The following is a 23,253-nucleotide window of genomic DNA, read 5'->3' as shown; positions in this document are numbered from 1 at the left end:
TGAACGGCCGCTCATCCCGAGCGTCGCTCCGACGCGATCGCGGCGGAGCGGAGTCGAGGGACGCGCCCGCTGGCGCGGCCTGCGCGCAGGTTCCCCGCCCGATTGCGACGGAGCTCTCCCCAGAGCTTGGAGTCCGTCCCCGCGTCAACCCCGCCGAGGCGGATAGCAGCGCGAGACGTAGCCGCAGGCCTCGGCGCGGCAGCGCGGCTCGTCGCGGCCGAGCTCGGCGGGGGGACGGTCGCCGTCGCCGCGGAACGCCTCCCACGCCAGGCGCGGCGCGTCGGCGGCGAAGCGGGTGAGCTCGCGCTCACCGGGCGTCACGTCCACCGCGCGGCAGTCGCCGCGGAGGAACTGGAGCCGCGCGCGGACGCGGGCGTCGGGGTGCGCGCGGCGGGCGGCGAGCACGTAGGCGAGGAGCTGCAGCCGGTAGCGGTCCGCCGCGTCCGGCCGCCAGGTCGCGTACTTGTAGTCGACGACGGTGAGCGCGCGCGCCCGCCGGTCCACCATGAGCGCGTCGATGGCGCCGACGAGGTAGACGGAAGGGTCTCCGCGCGTCCGCGACGGCAGGCGCAGCAGGAACGGCACCTCGCGGCGGAGGCGGCCGTCGCGGGCCGCCTCGGCGAGCGCGCGCCCGCCCTCGGCGTTGGCGAAGCGGGCCACCTCGCCCAGGATGCGGCGCACGCCGGGGGACCGCGGGTCGTAGCCGCGCCGGGCCGCCGCGGCGGCGAGCTGCGCGCGCCGCTCCAGCGGCGGCGCGGCGAGATCCGCCTCTGCGAGCATGGCGTGCGCGAGCGTGCCGCGCGCGGTCGCCCGGCCCGGATCGTCCGCGGGCGCGCCGCGCGCGCCGTGTGGCTCGGGCAGCCCGAGCACGCGGCCGAGGAGGTGCCGTCGCGGGCAGCGCGCGTACTCGGCGAGCTCCGTCACGGCCACGCGGACCGCGGCCACGCGCGGGGCGCCGGCGAGGCGCGGCGGCGCTACCGCGGGAGGCTCCGCCGGCGCCGGCGCGTCGTCGCCGTCCACGGGCGGGCCGCACGCCGGCGCGGAGCCGGCTTCCTCGAGCGCGATCCGGCGCACCAGCTCCGCCCGCGCCTCCGCCGCGACCTCCACGAGGCCGCGCCAGCTCTCCGCGCCGTTCGAGGCCTCCCCCGACAGGACGAGCCGATCGCGGGCGCGCGTCATGGCCACGTAGAGGAGGCGCCTCGACTCCGCCGCCGCCGCGCGCCGCTCGTGCGCGCGCGCGTCGCGCACGGAGGCGGTCTCTTCGAAGCGATCCGCCGCCGGGTCGTAGCGCATCGCGCAGAGGCGCCCCTCCGCGTCCAGCAGCGCCCGGCGTGCGTCGCTGCGGGGGCGCGCGCCCAGGTCCGGCACGAACACCACCGGCCACTCGAGCCCCTTCGCCTGGTGCACGGTGAGGAGCGCCACCGCGTCGCCCGCCTCGACCTCGGCCTCCGGCTCGCGCGGCGGCCTCGACGCCTGCGCCCGCAGGTGGCGCGCCAGCTCCGCCGCGGTCCCGCCGTCCGAGCCGAAGCGCGCGGCGAGCGCGATGGCCTTCGCGACGTTCACCGCGCGTCGCTCGCCGTCGGGGCCGGCGAGCAGCACCGCGTCGAGGTCCAGCCGCTCCACCGCGCGCGTGAGCAGCGCGTCCGGCGCCAGCCGATCGCGCAGCGCGTGCAGCTCGCGCCACGCGTCGAGGAGCCGGGTGAGCCGCGCCCAGTCCTCCGCGGGCACCGACGCCACGGCGCGCTCCGCCGCCTCCGGCGCGAGCGCCCCTGCGCCGCCTTCGCCGAGCGCCCGGGCGACCTCGGCGGCGAGGCGCTCCGGGGAAACCCGCGCGAGCCGGGCCAGGCCGGCGCGCGCGAGGAGGAAGAGCGTGGCGTCGGAGACGCCGCACATGGGCGAGCGGAGCACGGCGGCCCAGCCGATCGCGTCCGACGGGTCGGCCAGGGTGGCGAGCAGCTCGCCGAGGTCGCGCACCTCCGGCGCCTGGTAGAAGCCGCCGCCGCGCGCGAGCCGGTAGGGGATCCCCGCGGCGCGCAGGGCCCGCTCGTACTCACCGATCTGCGTCAGGCGGCGGAACAGGATCGCGACGTCGCTCAGGCGAGGGCGCCGGACGCGCTCGGCCCCGCCCTCGCCTCGCTCGCGCACCGCGACGCCGGCGGCGCCCGAGACGACCGCACGGATGCGCCGGGCGATGGCGCCCGCCTCACGCCGCCGCCGCTCGGCCGCGTTCCCGTCCTCGTGGTCCTCCAGCAGCTCGCAGGCCGGCCGCGCCCCCTCGGGCCGGCGCGGGACGAGCCGATCCGCGTCGGAGAAGCGGATCTCGTCGTCGCGCGGCGGGGCGCCGTCGGGCGGCCGCATGCAGCGCGCGAACACCTCGTTCACGAGCTCCACCACCGCCGGCGCCGAACGGTGGTTGTCGGACAGGTGGAGCACGCGCCCGTCGCCCGCCTCGAGCCGCCGGATCAGGCGCGCGAACACGGCGACGTCCGCGCCGCGGAACCGGTAGATGGACTGCTTGAGATCGCCGACCGCCACCAGCAGCGGGCCCGCCGGGCCGCCCGGCCCCGAGAGCAGCTCGAACAGCTCCTGCTGGACGCCGTTCACGTCCTGGTACTCGTCCACGAGGAGCGCCCGGTAGCGGGCGCGCAGCTCCGCGCGGAGCGCGCCGTCGTGGCGCAGGAGATCCCGCGCTCGGACCAGCAGGTCGTCGAAGTCGACCGCCCGGGCGGCGCGCTTGGTCGCCGCGTAGCGCGCCTCGGCCTCCGCCACGAGCAGGCAGAGCTCCTCCTTCGTCGCGGCGGCGAGCCCCTCGGCGGCGAGCGGCCCGAGCTCCTCGGCGGCGGCGGCGAGGGCGTCCTTCAGCTCGCGCAACGGGCCGTCGGCCTTCCCGAGCCGCTTCCCCTTCGCGGCCGCGCCCAGCGCGAGCAGCCGTCGGAGCCCCTCCGCGTCGACCTCTCCTCGTACGTCGTCCGGCGCGAGGGCGTCGAGCGCGCGGCGGACGGCCTCGACGAGGTCCCGCGCCCCCGCCCCGGTCGCCTGCGGTCCCGAGGAGGCGATCGCCTCCGCCGCCGCGAGGAGCCTCGCCCGCGCCGCGTCCACGTCCGCGGGGCGCGCCGGAGCGGGCACGAGCGGACCGATGTCGCCGCGGGTGGCACGAGCGCGAACGAGCTCCGCCACGACCCCGGCGAGCCCCCCTCGCGCGCCGGCGGCCCCCAGGCCCGCCGCGAGCGTGCGCGCCGCCGGCCGTCCCGCGTCGAGCGCGGCGATGGTCGCGGCGCGCGCGGCCGCGGTCAGCCACCCGGAGGAGCGCTCCTCGTCCGCGACGGCGAACTCCGGATCGAGCCCCGCCTCCGGCGCGTGCTCGCGCAGCAGCCGCCCGCAGAAGCCGTGGATCGTGCCGGCCGAAAGCCGCTCGAGGCCGTCGAGGCGCTCCAGCCAGGCCCGCGCGGCCTCCGACCCGGGGTCCGCCTCGCAGGCGGCGCGCGCCCGCTCCGCCACGGCCCCGCGCAGCCGCTGCGCGAGCTCCTCGGCGGCCTTCTCGGTGAAGGTGATGGCGGCGATCTCGGCGGGCGCGCACGGCGTCCCGAGCGCCTCTCCGGAGAGGAGCCGCGCGCACAGCTCGACGAGCGCCGTCGTCTTGCCGGACCCCGCGCCGGCCGACACCGCGGTCGGCGCGTCGAGCTGGAAGAGGGCGGTGGCAGCCCGCCCGAACTCGATCCGTCCCCGCGCGGTCACGCGCCGCCTCCCGCGTCGTCCGGCTCGCCGGCGCTGCCCTCGGCGCGGCACACCGCGCCGTACGGGCAGCCCTCGCACGCGCGCGGCGCGATCGGGAACTCGCCCACCCGGATGCGCCGCACGACCTCGACGACACCCAGCGCGAACCCGTACGCCCCGGCCGGCGAGCCCGCCTCGCCGGCCGCCGCCTCGAGCGCGACAGACGCCGCCGACGCCTCGGTGGTGAAGGGCTCGGTCCGCGCCGCCCGCCGCAGGAGCGCGTAGGTGGCCTCGAGCCGCTCCCGCCCGGGCAGGTCGCGCGCCGCCACCGCGAGGTACGCCGGCACCTGGAAGCTCGTCACGCCCATCGCGTCCGGGGCGAGCAGCTCCGCGTACGCCTTCCCGTCGCGCGCGTTCTTGTAGTCGATGACGAGGAGCCGCTCGCCCGACGCGTCCACGCGGTCGATCCGTCCCTGGAGGCGCACGGTCTCGCCGCTCGCCCGCACCTCGAGCGGGGGGTTGCCGGAGGTCCCGCCGAAGCGGTGCTCGAGGAGCGCCGGCACGAGCCCGTCGTGGTCGCGCGCCTCCGCCTGAACCACGCGCGCGATGCGCGCCAGCACCGCCTCGCGCCGCGCCGCCCACACCGCGGGGTCTCCGGTGCGGCCTTCCGCCTCGAAGCGCAGGAACACCGCCTCGGCGGCCGCCTGCGCCTCCGCCACGTCGGCGGCGTCGCCCGCCGGCGGCCACGCGCCGCGCGCGCGCCGCGCCGCCACGAACCGCTCCAGCGCGGCGTGCAGCAGGCTCCCCTCGTCGCGTGGCTCCTGATCGAGGTCGCCCGCGGCAGGATCGGGCAGCCGCGCGGCGGAATGGAGGAAGAGCCGGAACGGGCAGCGCGCGTAGCCCTCGAGCTGCGTGGGGGCCCACTCGGCGGGGAGCATCGCCCGGAGCGCGTCGCCGGCAGGTCCCGAGATCGCCCCCGCGTATGGCGCGGCCCGGCGACCGCGGAGCGCCTCGCCGCGGGACGCCTCCACCGCGCCCAGGTCGAGCGCGGCCTGCGCGCGCCTCGCGAGCGTCGTCCCCGCGAGCGCGGCGACGCCCGTCGCTCCGGCGCGGACCGCCGCCCGGAGCGCCTCGCGCTCGGTGCGGGCGGCGGCGAGCCCCGGCTCGGGAGCCGCCACCGGCGACACGGGCACGCCGAGCACGGCGAGGGCGTCGGCGAGCACCGGCGCCAGCGATCCGCCCCGCCCCGACGGCCCGGGCGCCGCCCATACGAACGCGAGGACCTCGCGGCCCGCGGCGACCGCGCAGAGCGCGCGGTGCTGCGCCTCGGCGCGCCGCGCGGCGGCGGTCGGGACCGCGACCCGGCGGACCTGGCGCGCGAGAGCGATCCGCTCCGGGTCGCGGAGCAGCGGGTCGGGCGGGGCGGAAGGCGGGAACGCGCCCTCGGCGCAGCCCATGAGGACGGCGGCGTGGATCGAGAACCCCGGCGCCTCGTCGAGCCCCCACAGCTCCACCGCGCCCGCGGCCGGCTCGGGAGGCGCCGGCAACGCCCCGCCCTCCACGGCGACGCGGAGCAGGGCGCTCCACGCGCCCGCCTCGAGCCGTGCCTCACCGCGCCCGGCGATCGCGAGCCCCCGCGCGAGCGCGTCCGCCGCCTCCTCGAGCGCGCGCAGCGCGGCGAGATCGCGCGCGGCGAGGTCCCGCGGGCCGCGCGCCGCGCGCCGGCGAACCCCCGCCGCGTCGAGGAAGCCGCCGAGCCTGCGTGCGTGCTCGCGCGGCGTCGCCGCCACGCCGAGCGGCGCGAGCAGCGCGGAGAGCTCCTCGAGCCCGCTCGCCGCGCGCTCGAGCGCGGCCCGCTCGCGGGCGGCGGCGGGCGCGCGCAGCGCGGCGGCGCGGCGGCGGAGCGCGGCGAGCGGCGTGGCCCGCCCGTCGAGCGCCCCGGCCCGGTCGAGCAGCGCACCGAGCGCGAGCCCCGGGCCGGCGGAGGCCAGGTAGCTCGAGGCCGCGAGCCGCTCCACGACGGCGCGGGTGGGCGACCCCGCGGCGACGATCGCGTCGAGGGCGGCGCGCACCGGCGGCAGGTCGGCGAGCCCGGCGCCGCGCCCGGAGGCGAACGGGATGCCTCGGGCGGCGAGCGCGCGCGCGAGCGGCGCCGCCACGCGCCGCGGCGCGGCCGCGATCACCGCGACCTCCTCGGCCGGCACGCCGTCCTCGACCAGCCTCGCGACGGTGTGCGCGGCGGCGTCCGCCTCCCCCTCCTCCCCCGCGGCCGCGACCGCGAGGAGCTGGCCGCCAGCGACGGCTCGCGCGGCCCGCCCGCGGCCCATGCTCGCGAGCAGCGCGGCCGGCAGCGGGGCGCGGCCGTCCCCTTCCAGGCGCCCGAGCACGACCTCGATCTCGCGCCGTCCGGCGAGCTCGTGGAGCGCCTCCACCCGGCGAAGGAGCGGCTCCACGGGCGCGCACGCGTCGGCGCGCTCGGGAAAGTACGGCAGGAGCAGCCGGGAGCGGCGCGCGCGCGCGACGAGGGTCGCGAGCAGGTCCCACTCGGCGGGGCTCGCCTCCGCGATCCCCGCCACCACGAGCAGGTCGAGATCGACCGTCTCCGGGCAGGTCGCTCCCCGCGCGGCCGCGTCCGCCGCGACCCGCAGCGCTCCCGCCCGGTCGAGCGCACCCGCCGCGACGAGCCGTCCCTCGAACGCCGCGAGCGCCTCGGCGAGGGCGAGCAGACGCTGCGCGGCGGCGCCGGCGAGGCTCCGCGCCGCCGCGCGCGCGTCGTCCACCGAGACCTCGGCGCGCCGGAGCTCCGCCAGCGTGGCCGCCAGCACCGCCGCGTTCCCGTCGTGCGCCTCCAGCGATCCGAAGGGACCGCCCGCCTCGCGTGCCGCCTCGACCGCGACGAGCCGCTCGGTCGGCGGGTCGATGACCGCGCGCCGGTCCCCCGAGGCGGCGAGGAGCGGGAGGACGAGCCGCTCGAGGGTCGCGACCTGCGGCCCGAACAGGACGCCGTCCTGCGCGTCGCAGAGACGTCGCGCTGCCCTTGCCGCGGCGAGGGACGTCCGGGCGAGGATGAGCGCGGCCACGACCCCCAGGATACCGGGGAACACTGACGTCCCCCGCCGCGTTCGAAGAGGCATGCTCACCCACATCGGCGCGCTGGCGATCGCGGAGGACGCGGTGGAGCTGCTCCTGGAGTGCCACGGGCGCATCCGCACGTTCACGGAGCTGGCGACCCGCCTGGCGATGGCCGAGGGAGCGACGGAGGAGGAGATCGCCGGGGCCGCGGCCGGCGTGCGCCGCTACTTCGCCGAGGCCCTCCCGCTGCACATGCAGGACGAGGAGGAGTCGCTCCTCCCGCGCCTGGCCGGGCGAGATCGGCAGGTGGACGCCGCCCTCGTGACCATGCACCGGGATCACGAGGGCCAGAGCGCGGCGCTGGCGCGGATGGTCGAGCTGTGCGGGGAGCTCGCCTGCGCCCCCGGCCGCCACGGCGAGCTGGCTCCCGCGCTCGCGGGCGCGGCGGCCTCGGTCCGGGAGCACTTCGAGCGGCACCTCGCCCTGGAGGAGGAGGTCGTGTTCCCCGCCGTCCGAGCGGTGCTGGGCGACGGCGCGCGGGCGGAGATCGTGCGCGAGCTCCGCGCGCGCCGAGGCCAGGTTCAGTCTTCCCGGTAGACGGCGAGCGAGCCCTCGTTCTCCCAGACCTCCACCTTCGAGACGCGGACGCGTCCGCCCTCGCGCTCGAGGACGGCCCGGTTCGCCTCCTCGTAGAAGTGGCGCGCGAGGAGCTCCGCGGTGGTGTTCAGCTCGTCGAACGGCGGGATCTCGTTCACGTTCTGGTGGTCGAAGCGCCCACCGATGTCGGCGACGATCCGCTGGAGGTCCGCGAAGTCGATCACCATGCCGATGCGATTCAGCTCCGACGCGCGCGCGTGGACGCGGATCCGCCAGTTGTGACCGTGCAACCGCTCGCACTTGCCGCCGTGGAAGCGGATCTGGTGCGCGGCGCTGAACAGGAACTCCTTGGAGATCTCGAAGACGGGGACACCCATGCGCGGCGCAATATAGCCGCCTTGGCGAGGGAGCGCACTCGTGCCTTCGGATCGCTCCGCGGGCGCTCCCGCGTTAGCATCCCCTCCGTGCGCACGCTGTCGGAAGCCGCCCTCGTCCTCGCCGCCGGAGCGCTCCTCGGGCTCGCCGGAAACGCCGCGAGCCCGAGGCCCGCGGCGCTCGCCCGCTCGGTGCATTCGGCGGCGGAGAGCGGCACGGGCATGTGCGCCGTGCCCGGCGCCGCGCCGGTCGCCCGCTCTCCGCGCATCGCCGTCGACGAGGCGAAGGGGCTGTGCGACGCGTGCAAGGCCGGCTTCGCGGACGCGCGCGGGGCGACCGAATTCGCCGCCGGCCACGTGACCAACGCCATCCACCTGCCGCCCGCCGGGCATCCGGACGAGGCCGCCGCCGTCGCCGCGCTGCGCGCTTACCCGATGGTGGTCGTCTACGACGGCGACTACTCCTGCGCGCTCGCGGACGAGGTCGCCCAGCGGCTCCTCCGCGAGGGGCTCCCGGACGTTCGCGTCCTCGAGGGCGCGTGGCCGGCCTGGGTCGCGGGAGGCGGCGCCGGGACCTCCGGCTTCTGCCCCGCTTGCCACGACCACGCCGAGGCTCACCGATGAGCGTCGTCCTCGCCCTGCTCCGCGTCGCCCTCGGCGGCACCTTCCTCTACGCGGCCCTCACCAAGCTGCCGGACATGGCCGCGTTCGCCGAGTCCGTCGCGAACTACCGGCTGGTCCCGGCGGCGCTCGTGCCCGCCGTGGCCGCGGGCGTGATCGGGGTCGAGCTCGTCCTCGGGGCGCTGCTCGTCTCCGGCCGGCTCGCCCGCGGCGCGGCGCTCGTGGCGACCGCGCTCCTCGCCGTGTTCACGATCGGTCTCTCGCAGGCGCTGCTGCGCGGGATCGACCTCCGCTGCGGCTGCTTCGGCGGGACCGAGAGCGCGACCTGGCTCACCGTCGCGCGCGACGGGGCGATGCTCCTCGCGGCCCTCGCCCTGCTCGTGCGCGGCCCGGGGAGACTCTTCCCCGCGCGCGCGCGCGCCGCGCGTTCCGCCCAGGAGGGCGCCACGGCGGCGAACGGCTGAACCGGCACGGCCCGGGCTGGCTCTCCTCCTCCATGAGCGGACACGGCGAGGGACACGAGCGCGGCGCGGGCCCCGGTGGCCACGGCGAGGGCCGCGACCGCCACGGGAACCCCGAGAACCTCGACGCCTACCTGGCGCGGCTCGAGGACCCGTCGCGCGTCGAGTGGCAGAAGCCGGACGAGGTGGTGTCGGCGCTGGGCCTCCGCCCGGGCGACGTCGCCTGCGACGCGGGCGCGGGGCCGGGCTACTTCGCCATCCGCCTCGCGCGCGCCGTGGGGCCGACCGGCCGCGTCCACGCGATCGACGTCGACGCGAGGATGATCGCGCTGCTCGAGCAGCGCGCGAGGGAGGCGGGGGTCACGAACGTCCGGCCCCTGCACGCGCCCGAGGGCGAGGGGCTGCCGCCCGAGCCGTGCGACGCGATCCTGGTGGTGAACACGTTCCACCACTTCCCCGACGGCCCCGGCTACCTGCGCCGGCTCGCCGACCGGCTGAAGCCCGGCGGACGGATCGTGAACGTGGACTTCCACGCCGGGGAGCTGCCCGTCGGCCCGCCTGCGGATCACAAGGTCTCGCGCGAGGCGTTCCTCTCCGCTGCCGCGGCCGCGGGGCTGGAGGTCGCCGAGGAGCGATCGTTCCTGCCGTACCAGTACTTCCTCGCGATGAGACCCCGCGCCGCGCCCTGACGGCTTTCGGGCTACGGGCCACAGGGAGGCGCGCAAGCGCCGTTCCCGAAGCCTGGAGCCTGAAGCGTGGGATCGCGCGCGCCCGTGCCTCTCCTAGAGGCCGTTGAAGAACGCGCTTCACAACCCCGCTCGCCCCGAGCGTAGCCCGCCGCAGGCGGGCGGAGTCGAGGGGCGGCCGTGTGAACGAGTTGGCCGCTCACTGTCGAAGGGCGACCGGGGTCCCGCTCGTGGTTCGACGAGCTCACCACGAGCGGTCGTTAGGCGGGCAGCAGCTTCGAGATCCTCAGCAGGTTGTAAGCGGCGGCGACGAAGTGGGCGGCGAGCCGAGTGCGCGCCCACGCTCTGAACCTCGCCTTCCGGAAGCACGCGACCGTTTCGCCCAGCCGAACACCGGAGCAGGAGCTGCTCGCAAAAGAGCCGGTCGCTGCGGACGCTGTAGAGCGCCCTCAGCCACGTCGACTTCTGCAACCGCTCGGAGAGAGGGCCTGGAGCGCCGCGTCGGCCAACTCCTTAGATTCGGCGGAGCGGGTGCGCCTCGGGCACCCGCTGCTCGGGCGCGACCAGGCTCAGCATCGTGGTCTGCGGGGTCTTGCGTCCGCGCACGGCGAACCTCCGTGCGCGGACCAGATCATGAACCGTCCGGGCTGTCGATCTCTGGCCGGACAATTCCAACGGCCTGCTAGTGCCGTGGATCGGTGATTTGTTGAATAAGGAGCTCACGTCGGGTGCGCCGCGAGGGTGCGCCCGCCGAAGCGAGCAAGCGACGCGAGGATGTCGTCGGCGCTCTTCGTCCAGCGGAAGGGCTTCGGCGCGTCGTTGTGAGTCTCGATGTACTCGACGATGGCGGCGCGGAGCTGCTTGACGCTGTCGTGCGACCCGCGGCGAAGCGCGTGCTCCGTGAGCAGGCCGAAGAAGCGCTCGACCATGTTCAGCCAAGACGCGTGCGTCGGCGTGAAGTGCAGGCAGAACCGCGGGTGCCGCAGGAGCCAGCGCTTCACTGCTGGCGTCTTGTGCGTCGACAGGTTGTCGAGGACGACGTGAACGGCGTACTGAGCCGGCACGTCGTCGTCGATGGTGCCGAGGAACTTGATGAACTCGACGGCGCGATGCCTCGCGTACAGGGCGCTCGTGACCTTCCCGGTCTTCATGTCGAGGGCGGCGAAGAGGTCGGTCGTGCCGTGGCGCGCGTAGTTGTGCGTGCGCCGCTCGGGTTGACCGAGGTCCATCGGCAAGACGGGCGTGGCGCGGGCAAGGGCCTGAATCTGCGACTTCTCGTCGACGCAGAGCACCACGGCGTTGTGGGGGGGCGCCATGTAGAGGCCGACGACGTCGCGCACCTTCTCGATGAGCAGCGGATCGTCGGAGAGTCGGAAGTCGTCGGTGCGGTGCGGCTTCAGGCCGAAGGTCCGCCAGATGCGGCCAATCGTCGTGTGGCTCAACCCGACGCTCTTCGCCATCGACCGCGTGCTCCAGTGCGTGCGGCCCTTCGGCGTGGTCTCGAGCGTCTGGACGACGACGCGCTCGACCTGGTCGTCTGTGATCGTCCGCTCGGCCCCCGGCCGCGGCTCGTCGAGGAGACCGTCGAGGCGCTGATCGATGAAGCGCTTGCGCCACTTGCCAACCGTCGCATTCGTCGTCCGCAGCTCGCGAGCGACGTCGCAGTTCGATTCGCCTGCCGCACAACGCACGACGATGCGCGCCCGAAATGAGAGGTGCCGGTTCGCGCGACCTCGACGGGCGTAACGCTCGAGAACCTCGCGCTCGTCGTCGCTCACGACGAGCAGAGCTTTCGGGCGGCCGATGGTTGCCATACATCGACAAGATCACAGGCGGCAGCGTTTTGCTAGCTATCTTCGTTCCACGGCACTAGCTCCTCGTGGCCGGGAGCAGGGCGCGAACGGCCGCGGCCGGGTCGCCGCCCTCCAGCCAGGCGCGGATGGCGGCGACTCCGTGCGCGCCCGCGGCGATCACCTCCGGCACGCGCGCCGGGGTAATCCCGCCGAGCGCGACGATCGGCAGCCCGAGCGCGGCGGCCTCGCGCAGCACCGCGAGCCCCACCGGCGGTCCGTACCCCCTCTTCGAGGGCGTGTCGTAGATCGGGCTCACGGTCGCGAAGCTCGCCCCGGCGTCGCGCGCGCGCCGCACCTCCGCCGCGGAGTGGCACGAGACGCCCACGAGCGCGTCCGGGCCGAGCAGGCGACGGGCGTCCGCCGCCGGGATCCCGGCGGCCGGCAGGTGCACGCCGTCCGCGCCCGCGGCGAGCGCCACGTCGACGCGATCGTTCACCACGATCCGCTGGCCCGCGGCGCGACACGCCGCCGCAACCGCGCGCGCGAGCGCGAGCAGGTCGCGCCCGCCGAGATCCTTCTCCCGCAGCTGGACGAGCACCCGTCCGGGCGGCAGACCGGCGAGCGCCGCGGCGAGGCGCGCGGGGAGATCCCGAGCGAGACGGCGGTCGGTGATCAGGTGGACAACGGGAACGGCCATTCGTAAGCTCGCGCTCGCCATCCTGCGCCCAGAGGTGATCACGTGTCGAGCGACCTTCACAGCTTCCTCGCGTTCCTGGAGGAGCAGAAGGCGAAGCAGGCGAGCCGTTTCCCGACGGTCAAGTACGACAAGGCGCTGTCGTTCATGGGGACGACGAGCCTCGCCGGGACGTTCGCGACCGTCTCCGTGAACCGCATCCGCGAGATCGCCCCCGGCACGACCGGCCGAGACCTCGAGATCCGCCTCTCCGGGCCGCTCGCGCGCCGGCCGCAGAAAGGCGAGTCGCTCACCGTCCACATGACGCGGGTCGAGCAGTACCAGGGGTACCAGGTGAAGACCCGCGTGCTCTCGGCGGGCGCGAGCGAGCGGGACCTCGTCGAGGAGCTCGACGGCGGGGCGCTGCTGGTGAAGGGAGCGCAGATCTTCACCGTCCACCACAGCCCCTACACGCTCAAGTTCTTCGAGAACGTCCCCTTCGAGGAGCTGCAGGAGACGCTCGCGGGCGTCCGGTACGCGCTCGTCGGGGTGGGTGAGACCGCCAACATCTCTCCGCGGTTCATCTTCCACCACCAGGTCGAGGGCGATCGGCTGTCGCTGTTCCACGGCGACGGGCTCGCGCTGAAGACGTACATGAACCTGAAGGCGAACCGGCACGAGACGCGGCTCGTCCTCGACCTCGACGACTTCCACGGGTACGTGCTGCAGGGCGTGGTGGAGGAGTTCGCTCCCCACCAGCACCCGGAGGCCTACGAGCGGATCTGCCAGGGGTTCGCCGCGGGGAGCTGGGGCAAGCCCTCGCGCGTGTTCCGCTCGCAGATCCGGTCCGTCGCGCGCATCGCGCCGGTGGGCTGAGGGAGCTCGCGGGGCTGCGCCCCACCCGCCGATCGCGGTGACGGCTAGGTGCCGATGAGCCCGGTCATCGGGCTCGACGCCGAGGCGTGCAGCTTCGTCGGGATTCGCCCGGCGAGGTACGCCTTGCGCCCCCCCTCGACGCCCGCCCGCATCGCCTCCGCCATCAGCACCGGATCCCTCGCCTCGGCGATGGCGGTGTTCATGAGGACGGCCACGGCGCCGAGCTCCATCGCGACCGCGGCGTCGCTCGCCGTGCCGACGCCCGCGTCCACGAGGACCGGGACCTTCACCGTCTCCATGATGATGCGGAGGTTGTACGGGTTCCGGATCCCGAGGCCCGAGCCGATGGGCGCGCCGAGCGGCATGACCGCTGCGCAGCCGGCGTCCTCGAGCTTCTTGGCCGTCACCGGGTCGTCGTTCGTGTACGGCAGGACCGTGAAGCCCTCCTTCACGAGGACCTTCGCGGCCGCCACCAGCCCCTCGACGTCGGGGAAGAGCGTCCGGCGATCGCCGATCACCTCCAGCTTCACCAGATCGCCCATCTCCAGCTCGCGCCCGAGCCTGGCCGTCCGGATGGCCTCCTCGGCCGTGAAGCACGCGGCCGTGTTCGGCAGGAGCTTCATGCCCTTCGGGATCCACTCGAGCAAGGAGGCCTCGCCGCTCTTCGAGAGCTCGAGGCGACGGACCGCCACGGTCACCACCTCGGCGCCCGAGGCGACGAGCGCCCGCTGCATGGTGGTGAAGTCCGGGTACTTGCCCGTCCCCACCAGCAGGCGGCTCGTGAACGTGTGCGCGCCGATGCTCCAGGTGTCCGCCATCGCCTACCCTCCGCCGACGAATGCGACGATCTCGATGGAGTCGCCGGGGCCGATCCGCTGCGACTCGTAGCGGTCCTTCGTGACCACCGTGTCGTTCACCTCGACGGCGACGCGCTGCGCCTTCACGCCGAGGTGGCCGAGGAGCCCGGCGACGGTGACGCCCTCCGGCACCTCCCGGAGCTCCCCATTGAGTCTCACCTGCATGACCGCACACTTAGAACGTAGGCGCGCCCGCGTCAACGCACGCCGCGCCGGGCCGCCGGCTCCGGCGCACGCGACGGCGCAGCCGCGGGAGACCGCTCACGCCGGGAGCTCGACCCGAGCGGCCGAGAGCAGCGCGTCCGGGCGGCCTCTCCCGCGCGGCGCTGGAGCTCGGCCGCGCCCGCGCGCATCGCCGGCGAGCGCGAGCGTCGCACCGGCGATCACGAGCGCACCACGATCGGCGCCGCGTAGTGGACGAGCTCCGGCTCGTCGTCGACCGCCGGGAGGCGGGCGGCGGCCTCCGACGCGGTGGGCGTCATCATCACGCTGAAGAAGAACGCCGCCTGGAGCGCGAGAGCGAGTGCGAGAAGCGCGAAACCCTTCATGATCCGTGACCTCCGTCGAGCTGGGTTACGCGCACCCGGCGCGGCTATTTCACGGCGCGGCGCCCCTCTCCCCTCGGGGCCCGCACGTCACGAAGCCGGTGCTCCCGCCTCGCGCGCGGGCCGGCGCCGCGCGCGCGGGATGGCTTGCCCGCAGGCCGCCTGCATGGTTACGTCGCGGTCCCCCGAAGAGGAGATGACGATGGTGAAAGCTCGCCTCGCCGCCTTGCTCGCGCTCGCGCTCCCCGTCCTCGCTCCTGCCGACGAGGGCATGTGGATGCCGCAGCAGATCCCCGACCTGGCCCCGCGTCTCCAGCAGCTCGGCTTCGACGGCGACGCGCGCCAGTTCGCGGACCTGACCGGCCAGCCGATGGGCGCGATCGTCTCGCTCGGCGGGTGCAGCGCCTCGTTCGTCTCGCCCGACGGCCTCGTCGCCACCAACCACCACTGCGTCATCGGCACGCTCCAGTTCAACTCGACGCCCGAGCGGAACCTCCTCGAGGACGGGTTCGTGGCGCGCGCGCGCGCGGAGGAGCTGTGGAGCGGCCCAGGCGCGCGCGTGTTCGTGACCGTGTCCGTGAAGGAGGTCACGGCGGAGATCGCGGGAGGCATCGACGCGAGGGTGGGCGACGCGGAGCGGGGCAAGCTCCTCGAGCGCCGCGTGAAGGCGCGCACCGCGCGCTGCGAGAAGCCGGGCCTCCGCTGCACGGTGGCCTCCTTCTTCGAGGGCGCGCGCTGGTTCGAGATCGGCCAGCTCGAGATCCAGGACGTGCGGCTCGTGTTCGCTCCGCCCGGCAACGTCGGGAACTTCGGCGGCGAGACCGACAACTGGATGTGGCCCCGCCACTCGGGCGACTTCGCGCTGTACCGCGCGTACGTGGGCAAGGACGGCGCGCCGCGACCGCACGCGAAGGACAACGTCCCCTACCGTCCGAGGCGCTGGCTGAAGGTGTCCCCGAAGGGCGCGTCCGAGGGGGACCTCGTGTTCGTGGCCGGCTATCCCGGGCGGACGCAGCGGCTCAAGACGCTGCGCGAGGTGAAGGAGCAGATGGAGTGGGCGTACCCGGGCACGGTGCGCCGCAACAAGGACCTCCTCGCCATCCTCGAGCGGCTCTCCCGCGAGTCGCCGGAGACCGCGATCCGCGTGAACCCCCGCGTGCGGGGGCTCGCGAACTCGATGAAGAACCGCGAGGGCGTGCTCGAGGGCGCCGCCAGGGGCGGGCTCCTCGAGAAGAAGGCCCGGGACGAGCAGGCGCTCGTGGCGTGGCTCCAGGCGGAGCCCGCGCGCCAGGCCGAGCTCGGCGCCGCGCTCCCTGCGCTCGACCGGCTCCAGGCGGCGAAGGAGCGGACCCGCGAGCGCGATCTCGTGTTCCAGTCGCTCACCATGAACTCCTCGCTCCTCTCCGCGGCGCGAGCGATCTCGCGCGTCGCGGAGGAGCGCCCGAAGAAGGACCTCGAGCGCGACCCGGCGTACCAGCAGCGCGAGTGGCCCCGCCTCCGGGAGTCGCTCGAGCGGCTCGAGCGCACGCTCGACCTGGGCGCGGATCGCGCGCAGCTCCGCTACGCCCTCGTGGAGGCGGCGGCGCTCCCCGCGGACCAGCGCATCCCGCCGCTCGACGCCGCCGTCGGGCTCACCCCCGGCGCGCCGCCGGACGAGGCCGCCCGGCGGATCGACGCGTTCCTCGACCGGCTCTACGCCGGGACGCGGCTGGCGGACCGGAAGACCCGCCTCGCGCTGCTCGAGCGGGCGTCCACGAAGGACCTCACCGGCCGGAAGGACCGCTTCCTCGAGCTGTTCGCGGCGCTCCGGCCGTTCGAGCGGCAGCTGCGTGAGGAGCAGTATGCGCGCGACGGCGCGCGCTCGCGCGTGGGCCCGCTCTACGCGCGCGCCCTCGTCGCCAGGGCGGGCGGCGTGCTCGCGCCCGACGCGAACTCGACCCTCCGCGTGACGTACGGGGTGGTGAAGGGGGTGTCGCCGCGCGACGGGCTCTACTACCTGCCCCAGACCACGCTCGCGGGCGTGCTCGCGAAGCACCGCGCCGGCGACGAGGAGTTCGACGTGCCGGCGCCCGTGCGCGAGGCGATCCGCGCGCAGCGCGCGCGGGGGGGCGGCCCGTTCGTCGATGCGAAGCTCGGCGACGTGCCCGTGGACTTCCTCTCCAGCGTCGACACGACCGGCGGCAACTCCGGCTCGGCCGTGCTGAACTCCCGCGGCGAGCTGGTGGGCCTGCTCTTCGACGGGACCTGGGAGACGATCGCGTCCGACTTCCTCTTCGACGCGGAGTCCACCCGCTCCATCCAGGTCGACTCCCGCTACCTGCTCTGGTTCCTCGGCGACGTCGCGAAGGCGCCGAACCTGCTCCAGGAGCTCGGCGTCCCCGCGCAGGTCGGCGCCCGCTGAGCACTCGAGGTGAACGTGATGCGCACCCCCGCCCTCCTGCTGTCCCTCGCCGTCGTGGCTCCGGCGGCCACGGCGTTCGCCGCGCCGCCCTCCGCCGCCCGCGACGTCCTGGCCTTTCCGGCCGTCGAGCGCACGCTCCCGAACGGCCTGAAGGTGCTCGTCGTCCCGACCGGCTTCCCCGACATCGTGTCGGTCCAGATCGCGATCCAGACCGGCTCGCGGAACGAGGTCGAGCCGGGGAAGTCGGGCTTCGCCCACTTCTTCGAGCACATGATGTTCCGCGGCACGAAGGCCTACCCGCCCGACGCCTACCAGGCGGTGGTCACGCGCATCGGCGCGCGGCAGAACGCGTACACCTCGGACGACCTCACGAACTACCACCTCACGTTCGCGAAGCAGGACCTCGAGAAGGTCCTCGAGATCGAGGCGGACCGCTTCATGAACCTCGACTACTCCGTGGCGGCCTTCAAGACGGAGTCGCGCGCGATCCTGGGCGAGTACGACAAGAACGCCTCGAACCCGCTGCGCAAGCTCGACGAGGTCCAGCGGGACAGCGCCTTCCGCGCCCACACCTACAAGCACACGACGATGGGCTTCCTCGCCGACATCGAGGACATGCCCAACCAGTACGAGTACTCGAAGACCTTCTACGCGCGCTGGTACCGCCCCGAGCACGCGACCCTCGTGGTGGCCGGCGACGTCGACCCGCGCAAGGTCCTCCCGCTCGTCGAGCGCCACTTCGGGAAGTGGAGGCGCGGCTCGCACCGCGCCGAGGTCCCGCGCGAGCCGCCGCCGCAGGGACCGGTCTACGCCCACGTCCCGTGGGCGACCCCCACCCTCCCGTGGGTGGCGGTGGCGTTCCACGGCCCCGCGTTCTCCGACGTGCGCAAGGACTGGCCGGCCGTGGACCTCCTCTTCGACCTCCACTTCGGCGAGACGAGCGACCTCTACGAGCGGCTCGTCGTCGAGGAGCAGAAGGTGGACGCGCTCTTCGCGGACTCGGGCGCCAACGTCGATCCGGGGCTCGTCACCGTGTACGCGCGGCTCAAGTCGCCCGCCGACGCGGTCTACGTCCGCGACGCCATCCTGGGGACCTTCGCGCGCGCCCGCGCCGAGGCGGCGCCGCGGACCCGGCTCGCCGAGCAGAAGGCGCACAAGCGCAACGCGTTCCTGCGCGGGCTCGACTCGACCGACGCCATCGCCGGGACCGTCGCGCGCTACGCGATGTACGATCGGTCGTACCGGACGGCGAACCGGCTGTACCGGACCTACGACGCGCTGACGCCGGACGACCTCCTGGCCGCGGCGCGCAGGTACTTCACCGACGAGCGGCTCGTCGTCACCACCCTCTCCAAGGATCCCCTCCCCGCCGGCGTGGGGGATGCGCCGGCGCTCGCCACGCTCCAGGCCGCGCGCGCCGGCGCGGGAGGCGCCGCGCCCGCCGCGCAGGAGGTGCCGGTGGTGGCGGTCCCCTCCAAGCTGCCGGTCGTGACCGTGAAGCTGCTGTTCGAGGCGGGCAGCGCGCGCGATCCGAAGGGCAAGGAGGGGCTCGCCGGGCTCGCCGCGGCGATGCTCGCCGACGCGGGCTCGCGCCGCATGCGCATCGACGAGATCCGCGAGGCGCTCCACCCCCTCGCCGCCAGCTTCGAGGCGCAGGTGGACAAGGAGCTGGTGACGCTCACCGGCACGTTCCCGAGGGACGGCTGGGAGCGCTTCGCCGACGTCGCCCTCCCGCAGCTCACGGATCCGGGGTTCCGCGAGGAGGACTTCCGCCGCGTGAAGGACGAGCGCCTCAACGCCCTCGTGCAGGACCTGCGCGAGACGAACGACGAGGAGCTCGGGAAGGAGCGGCTCCAGGCGAACGTCTTCGCCGGCACGCCCTACGGCCACCCGGCGCTCGGCACCGTCGAGGGGCTGCGCGCGGTGACGCTCGACGACGTGAAGGCGTTCGTGCGCGCGCACTACACCCGCGCCAACGTCGCCCTGGGGCTCGGCGGCGACGCCCCCGCGCCGCTCCGGACCCGGCTCCAGGCCGAGCTCGCGAAGCTCCCCGCCGGCGAGAAGCTCCCGCCGACGACCGTCGCCGGCCGCCGCCCGAAGGGCCTCGAGGTCGAGATCGTCGAGAAGGACACGCGCGGAGTGGCCATCTCCTTCGGCCATCCCATCGAGGTCGTGCGCGGCCACCCGGACTTCGTCGCGCTCTGGCTCGCGAAGACCTGGCTGGGCGAGCACCGCTCCTCGAGCTCGCACCTCTACCAGCGGATCCGCGAGGAGCGCGGGATGAACTACGGCGACTACGCCTACGTGGAGGCGTTCCCGGGCGGCATGTTCCAGTTCTTCCCGGATCCCAACGTCGCGCGGCGCGCCCAGCTCTTCGAGGTGTGGATCAGGCCGGTGGTGCCCGCCAACGCGCAGATGGCGATCCGGATAGCGCTCCACGAGCTCGGCCGGCTCGTCCGCGAGGGGCTCACGCAGGAGCAGTTCGAGGCCACCCGCGAGTACCTCGTGAAGAACGTGTTCGTCATGACGGCGCGCCAGGACGAGCAGGTCGGCTACGCGCTGGACTCGCGCTGGTACGGCATCCCCGAGTTCACGCGCTACATGCGGGAGGGGCTCGCCAGGCTCACCCGCGACGACGTGAACGCCGCGATCAAGCGCCACCTGTCCGCGCGGGAGCTCTCCTTCGTCATCGTCGCGAAGGACGCCCGGGCGCTCGCCGGCGCGCTCGTCGCCGACGGTGCGACGACCGTGACCTACGAGGCGGAGAAGCCGGCCGCGCTGCTGGAGGAGGACCGCGCGATCGGCGCGACGAAGCTCGGCATCCGCCGCGAGGCGGTGCGCGTCACCCCCGTCTCGGAGGTGTTCGCGCGCTGAGAGGGCGACCGCGCCTCGTCACGGCCTCCACACCGCGAGCGCCGCGCCGATCGCCAGCATCGCGAGGATCGCCGCGGCGAGGATCCGCCGGCGCGCGGCGCTCGCGCCGTCGTCGAGGCCGAGCGAGAGGACCGGCCGCGCGTCGGTGGCCGCCAGCGCTCCCGGGGCGGGGCCGAACGGCGTGGGCACGGGCGCCGCGGCGCGCTCCCCCCCGACGAGCCTGGCGGACCCGCGCGCCTCCGGCTCGCCCCCGCCGCGCAGGAACGGGTCGTCGGCGATCGTGGGCTCCGTGTCGCCTGGATCGTGTCGAACGGGCTCGACCACCGACGGCGCCTCGTCGGGCGGGCCCAGCGCCGGCGCGGGGACTACCTCCGGATCTCCCTCGCGCGGGCGCGCGGCCTCGTCGGACGCGCGCAGGGGCGGCGGCTCCCCGGGCGGCGGCGGCTGCGGTTCGAGCCGATGCGACTCGCGGGGCGGCGGGGCGGCGGCGCGAGGCGCCTCCAGCGGCGGCGGCAGCGGCGGCGCCTCCACCCCGCTGCGCCGCGCCTCGGCAGCGCCCCGCGGCGCGCCGGTCCCGCGCACCACGATGACGTGCCCACACTTGCACCGGACACGGTACACGCGTCCGGGCGCCGGCTCGTCGACGCTCGCATAGCGCTTTGCGCAGCGGTCACACGCGAACTTCACTCCCGCGCTCCTCCCCGACCCGACCGCGACGGTACATCGGGACTGCCCCCTCGATCGAGTTGCTGCTACAGTGCCGCCGATATCAGGGGATACTGCCGTTTGCGCCGCGACGCGAGGGAAGCGCGTGGAGCCACGGCCGGGTGGTTGGGCGCATGGCGCTCGCGCGGTCCCGGGAACGGGCGGCGGAGTGCCGCAGCGCGCGGCGCGGGGAGGTCGGCGGGATGGGCGGGGTGTCTCACGTGGCGTCGCGTTCTCGAGCGGACAAGCCCCAGCTCACCCCGTTCCACCAGCGGATCGCCGCCGAGGCGCTGACGGCGCGCGGCGGCGGCGGGACCACCCGGCTCGCCGGCGCCCTCGCCCACTCCGCGGTGGATCTCAACCCGCACCAGATCGAGGCCGCGGCGTTCGCGCTGGCCGCGCTGCCGACCGGCGGCGCCGTGCTCGCCGACGAGGTGGGCCTCGGGAAGACCGTCGAGGCGGGCATCGTGCTGGCCCAGCTCGCCGCCGAGGGCAAGGGGCGCGCCGTCATCCTCGTCCCCGCCTCCTTGCGCGCCCAGTGGCGCGAGGAGCTGCGCTCCAAGTTCGGGCTCGAGGCGGAGGTCGTCGACGGCGACTCGGTCAGGGAGAAGGAGCGGCAGGGGCTGCGGACGAACCCGTTCGACACGGGCGGGATCGTGATCTGCTCCCACCCGTTCGCGGCCCTGCGCCAGGCGGACATCGAGCGCGTCCCCTGGGACGTGGCCGTGATCGACGAGGCGCACCGGCTGCGGAACGCGTACCGCAAGGACCACCGCACCGGCCAGGCGCTCCGCAAGGCGCTCCGCAAGGCCCCGAAGCTGCTCCTCACCGCCACGCCGCTCCAGAACGACCTCATGGAGCTGCTCGGGCTCGCCGCCTTCATCGACGACGCGCTGCTCGGGAACGAGGAGGCGTTCCGGTCTCAGTACGCCTCGGGCGAGCTCACCGAGGACCGGGCGGCGGACCTGAAGGCGCGGCTCGCGCCGGTGTTCATCCGCACCCTGCGGCGACAGGTGAAGGAGTACGTCAAGTACACCGCGCGACGCTCCATCGTGGAGGACTTCGCGCCGACCGCCCAGGAGCAGGAGCTCTACGATCGCGTCTCCGAGTACCTGCGCCGCGACGACGCCTTCGCCATCCCGGCCGCGCGGCGGCAGCTGTTCGTCCTCGTCTACCGGAAGATCCTCGCGTCCTCGTCCTTCGCGCTCGCGGCGACGCTCGACCGGCTCGCCGACACGCTCGACCAGAAGATCGCGGGCGTGGAGTGCTCCGCCCAGGCGGAGCTGCTCCTCGAGATGGACGGGTTCGCCGAGGAGGTGGAGGAGCTCTTCGACGATCAGGGGGGCAGCGCGCGGCCCAAGGGGCAGGCGGCGCTCCGCCGGATGAACGACGAGCTCTCCGAGCTCCGCGCCTGCGCGCGGCTCGCCCGCGAGATCCAGGTGAACGCGAAGGGCGACGCCCTCGTGCGCGGGCTCGATCGCTGCTTCACGGTGGCGAAGGCCTGCAACTGGCCCGACAAGGCGGTGGTGTTCACCGAGTTCCGGCGGACGCAGGACTACCTCGCGCGCCTGCTCAAGGCGAAGGGCTACACCGTCACCTGCCTCTCGGGCGACGTGGGCGGGACGGACAAGCGCCAGGCGCTCGTGGAGGAGTTCCGGAACCGGACGCAGATCCTGATCATGACCGAGGCGGGCGCGGAGGGCCTGAACCTCCAGTTCTGCAACCTCGTCGTGAACTACGACCTGCCCTGGAACCCGCAGCGCGTGGAGCAGCGCATCGGGCGCTGCCACCGCTACGGGCAGCAGCGGGACGTGCTCGTCCTGAACTTCCTGAACCGGCAGAACGCCGCCGACAACCGGCTCTACGAGCTCCTCTCGCAGAAGCTCGCGCTCTTCGACGGCGTCTTCGGCTCGTCCGACGAGATCCTCGGCGCGCTCGGCACGGGCATCGACTTCGAGAAGCGGGTCCTCGACATCTACCAGTCCTGCCGCTCGGGCGAGCAGATCGACGCCGCCTTCCAGAAGCTCCGCGGCGAGCTCGACGACCGGATCTCCGCCCGCTTCGCCGCGGCGCGCGCGCTGCTGTTCGAGCGCTTCGACGGCGAGGTCCGCGGCCGGCTGCGGGTCGCGGAGCAGAAGGCGAAGGAGGCCGTCGCGCGCCGCGAGGCCGAGGAGGACGCGCTCGTCGCGGCCGTCCTCGAGGACGAAGGTCCAGCCCTCCCGGCCGAGGCCCCCGCGCCGGAGCCGGCCGGGAAGGGACGGACCCGGCGCGCGAAGCTGGTGCGCGAGGCGGCCGAGAAGGTGCGCTCGCGCCCGCAGGACGCGGTCTCGTTCCTGGAGCTCCCGGCGGTGAACCTCCCGGCGAAGCTCGGACGCCTCGCCGGCCGCGAGGGCTGGTGGTTCGCCTACAAGTTCGCCTTCGACGCGCTGGTCTCGGAGGAGAAGGTGATCCACCTCATCCTCTGGCACGACGGCGAGCGCTTCCACGCGCTCACGCCGGAGGAGGCCGAGGTGTTCGCGGCGCTGCCCGCCGAGGAGGCGAAGGCCGGACCGCGCGGCGCGACGGTGTCGATCGGGACGGCGCAGGAGGAGGCGCTCCAGACGATCCACCTCCGCCTCACGCAGGACCTCCAGGAGCGGATCGCCGCGGCCTACGACGAGTCGCGTGACCGCTGGGACCGCTCGATCGAGGACGCCCTCGCGGCGCCGCGCAAGTCGGTCGAGGACGCGCGCGCGGCGTGGGCGAAGGCGCGCGCCGCGCTGCACGACCGGTCGGAGACCCCGCTCCGCGACCGCCGCGCCCTGTGCGAGCGCGCGGAGCGCGAGTACCGCCGCAAGCTCGACGACCTGCGCGCGACCGAGGGGCACCGGTACGCCGAGAAGGACCGGGCCATCGCCGAGCTGAAGAAGCGCGCGGAGATCCGCGAGAAGCGCACCCTCGTCGCCACCGCCTACTGGCGCGCGCCGTGACGCGGGGCGCCCGCGCCGGCTCGGTGCGGGGACCG

Annotated in this window: 17 protein-coding genes; 8 read left to right on the top strand and 9 right to left on the bottom strand. The window is 75.0% G+C overall.

Going from position 1 to position 23,253, the window contains the following annotated elements; all coding sequences use genetic code 11:
• Positions 1 to 144: 144 nt before the first annotated feature.
• Complete coding sequence (locus ANAE109_RS06910; RefSeq protein WP_011985670.1) at positions 145 to 3,735, bottom strand: exodeoxyribonuclease V subunit beta; 3,591 nt, start codon at positions 3,733 to 3,735, stop codon at positions 145 to 147.
• Positions 3,732 to 6,794, bottom strand: coding sequence for a PD-(D/E)XK nuclease family protein (locus tag ANAE109_RS06905; RefSeq protein ID WP_234945260.1), 3,063 nt, complete (start codon positions 6,792 to 6,794; stop codon positions 3,732 to 3,734). Before ANAE109_RS06905 ends, ANAE109_RS06910 begins: the two co-directional genes overlap by 4 nt.
• A gap of 52 nt (positions 6,795 to 6,846) precedes the next feature.
• On the opposite strand from ANAE109_RS06905, the gene ANAE109_RS06900 reads away from it, so the two are divergent.
• Entirely contained in the window at positions 6,847 to 7,383 is a 537-nt protein-coding gene (locus tag ANAE109_RS06900; protein ID WP_011985668.1) for a hemerythrin domain-containing protein, read from the top strand.
• Here ANAE109_RS06900 and queD read toward each other — a convergent pair.
• Positions 7,368 to 7,760: a 6-carboxytetrahydropterin synthase QueD gene (gene queD / locus ANAE109_RS06895; protein WP_011985667.1), complete on the bottom strand. Its 393-nt coding sequence runs from the start codon at positions 7,758 to 7,760 to the stop codon at positions 7,368 to 7,370. The genes ANAE109_RS06900 and queD overlap by 16 nt on opposite strands.
• A gap of 87 nt (positions 7,761 to 7,847) precedes the next feature.
• Here queD and ANAE109_RS06890 point away from each other — a divergent pair, with 87 nt between their 5' ends.
• From ANAE109_RS06890 to ANAE109_RS06880, 3 genes are read left to right on the top strand one after another with little or no spacing between them, the layout of a single operon-like run.
• The gene (locus ANAE109_RS06890; protein ID WP_011985666.1) at positions 7,848 to 8,381 is read left to right on the top strand and encodes a rhodanese-like domain-containing protein; all 534 of its coding nucleotides are present in this window, start codon (positions 7,848 to 7,850) and stop codon (positions 8,379 to 8,381) included.
• Positions 8,378 to 8,842: a MauE/DoxX family redox-associated membrane protein gene (locus tag ANAE109_RS06885; protein WP_011985665.1), complete on the top strand. Its 465-nt coding sequence runs from the start codon at positions 8,378 to 8,380 to the stop codon at positions 8,840 to 8,842. Before ANAE109_RS06890 ends, ANAE109_RS06885 begins: the two co-directional genes overlap by 4 nt.
• Positions 8,843 to 8,874: 32 nt before the next feature.
• Complete coding sequence (locus ANAE109_RS06880; protein WP_011985664.1) at positions 8,875 to 9,528, top strand: class I SAM-dependent methyltransferase; 654 nt, start codon at positions 8,875 to 8,877, stop codon at positions 9,526 to 9,528.
• Positions 9,529 to 10,244: 716 nt separating this feature from the next.
• Here the strand turns inward: ANAE109_RS06880 and ANAE109_RS06875 are convergent.
• Complete coding sequence (locus ANAE109_RS06875) at positions 10,245 to 11,339, bottom strand: IS630-like element ISAnsp10 family transposase (protein WP_011985663.1); 1,095 nt, start codon at positions 11,337 to 11,339, stop codon at positions 10,245 to 10,247.
• Positions 11,340 to 11,394: 55 nt separating this feature from the next.
• Positions 11,395 to 12,015, bottom strand: coding sequence for a thiamine phosphate synthase (thiE, locus tag ANAE109_RS06870; protein ID WP_011985662.1), 621 nt, complete (start codon positions 12,013 to 12,015; stop codon positions 11,395 to 11,397).
• A gap of 42 nt (positions 12,016 to 12,057) precedes the next feature.
• On the opposite strand from thiE, the gene ANAE109_RS06865 reads away from it, so the two are divergent.
• On the top strand, positions 12,058 to 12,867 hold the full coding sequence (locus ANAE109_RS06865) for a hypothetical protein (RefSeq protein WP_011985661.1): 810 nt from the start codon (positions 12,058 to 12,060) through the stop codon (positions 12,865 to 12,867).
• A gap of 44 nt (positions 12,868 to 12,911) precedes the next feature.
• On the opposite strand, the gene ANAE109_RS06860 is transcribed toward ANAE109_RS06865, so the two are convergent.
• From ANAE109_RS06860 to ANAE109_RS25230, 3 genes are all read right to left on the bottom strand, one after another.
• Positions 12,912 to 13,685 (bottom strand): thiazole synthase, encoded by a 774-nt coding sequence (locus tag ANAE109_RS06860; RefSeq protein ID WP_011985660.1) that lies wholly within the window; start codon positions 13,683 to 13,685, stop codon positions 12,912 to 12,914.
• A 3-nt stretch (positions 13,686 to 13,688) separates the two neighbouring features.
• Positions 13,689 to 13,889 carry a sulfur carrier protein ThiS gene (thiS, locus tag ANAE109_RS06855; RefSeq protein ID WP_011985659.1) on the bottom strand — a complete coding sequence of 67 codons (201 nt, stop codon included), beginning with the start codon at positions 13,887 to 13,889 and terminating at the stop codon, positions 13,689 to 13,691.
• Positions 13,890 to 14,107: 218 nt separating this feature from the next.
• Positions 14,108 to 14,272: a hypothetical protein gene (locus tag ANAE109_RS25230; protein ID WP_158305873.1), complete on the bottom strand. Its 165-nt coding sequence runs from the start codon at positions 14,270 to 14,272 to the stop codon at positions 14,108 to 14,110.
• Between the two features lie 199 nt (positions 14,273 to 14,471).
• Here ANAE109_RS25230 and ANAE109_RS06850 point away from each other — a divergent pair, with 199 nt between their 5' ends.
• Together ANAE109_RS06850 and ANAE109_RS06845 are read left to right on the top strand one after the other, a co-directional pair.
• The gene (locus ANAE109_RS06850) at positions 14,472 to 16,670 is read left to right on the top strand and encodes a S46 family peptidase (RefSeq protein ID WP_011985658.1); all 2,199 of its coding nucleotides are present in this window, start codon (positions 14,472 to 14,474) and stop codon (positions 16,668 to 16,670) included.
• Between the two features lie 18 nt (positions 16,671 to 16,688).
• A complete protein-coding gene (locus ANAE109_RS06845) occupies positions 16,689 to 19,544 on the top strand; it encodes a pitrilysin family protein (protein WP_011985657.1) in 2,856 nt (951 codons plus the stop codon).
• An 18-nt stretch (positions 19,545 to 19,562) separates the two neighbouring features.
• Here the strand turns inward: ANAE109_RS06845 and ANAE109_RS06840 are convergent, their stop codons facing one another.
• On the bottom strand, positions 19,563 to 20,231 hold the full coding sequence (locus tag ANAE109_RS06840) for a hypothetical protein (protein WP_011985656.1): 669 nt from the start codon (positions 20,229 to 20,231) through the stop codon (positions 19,563 to 19,565).
• Positions 20,232 to 20,452: 221 nt separating this feature from the next.
• Here ANAE109_RS06840 and ANAE109_RS06835 point away from each other — a divergent pair, with 221 nt between their 5' ends.
• Complete coding sequence (locus ANAE109_RS06835) at positions 20,453 to 23,218, top strand: SNF2-related protein (RefSeq protein ID WP_011985655.1); 2,766 nt, start codon at positions 20,453 to 20,455, stop codon at positions 23,216 to 23,218.
• The last annotated feature ends 35 nt before the right edge of the window (positions 23,219 to 23,253 follow it).

The organism is Anaeromyxobacter sp. Fw109-5, from assembly GCF_000017505.1.
In the GTDB taxonomy this organism is placed as follows: Bacteria; Myxococcota; Myxococcia; order Myxococcales; family Anaeromyxobacteraceae; genus Anaeromyxobacter.
Note: the sequence above shows the minus strand (reverse complement) of the source record. Positions and strands in the feature narration are given on the sequence as shown.

Bases quoted from the DNA above. Each gene is read 5' to 3' on its own strand.
- ANAE109_RS06880 (WP_011985664.1), top strand. From the start codon at position 8,875: ATGAGCGGACACGGCGAGGGACACGAGCGCGGCGCGGGCCCCGGTGGC.
- ANAE109_RS06835 (WP_011985655.1), top strand. From the start codon at position 20,453: ATGGGCGGGGTGTCTCACGTGGCGTCGCGTTCTCGAGCGGACAAGCCC.
- thiE (WP_011985662.1), bottom strand. From the start codon at position 12,015: ATGGCCGTTCCCGTTGTCCACCTGATCACCGACCGCCGTCTCGCTCGG.
- thiS (WP_011985659.1), bottom strand. From the start codon at position 13,889: ATGCAGGTGAGACTCAATGGGGAGCTCCGGGAGGTGCCGGAGGGCGTC.
- ANAE109_RS06845 (WP_011985657.1), top strand. From the start codon at position 16,689: ATGCGCACCCCCGCCCTCCTGCTGTCCCTCGCCGTCGTGGCTCCGGCG.
- ANAE109_RS06900 (WP_011985668.1), top strand. From the start codon at position 6,847: ATGCTCACCCACATCGGCGCGCTGGCGATCGCGGAGGACGCGGTGGAG.
- ANAE109_RS06850 (WP_011985658.1), top strand. From the start codon at position 14,472: ATGGTGAAAGCTCGCCTCGCCGCCTTGCTCGCGCTCGCGCTCCCCGTC.
- ANAE109_RS25230 (WP_158305873.1), bottom strand. From the start codon at position 14,272: ATGAAGGGTTTCGCGCTTCTCGCACTCGCTCTCGCGCTCCAGGCGGCG.
- ANAE109_RS06860 (WP_011985660.1), bottom strand. From the start codon at position 13,685: ATGGCGGACACCTGGAGCATCGGCGCGCACACGTTCACGAGCCGCCTG.
- ANAE109_RS06885 (WP_011985665.1), top strand. From the start codon at position 8,378: ATGAGCGTCGTCCTCGCCCTGCTCCGCGTCGCCCTCGGCGGCACCTTC.
- queD (WP_011985667.1), bottom strand. From the start codon at position 7,760: ATGGGTGTCCCCGTCTTCGAGATCTCCAAGGAGTTCCTGTTCAGCGCC.
- ANAE109_RS06875 (WP_011985663.1), bottom strand. From the start codon at position 11,339: ATGGCAACCATCGGCCGCCCGAAAGCTCTGCTCGTCGTGAGCGACGAC.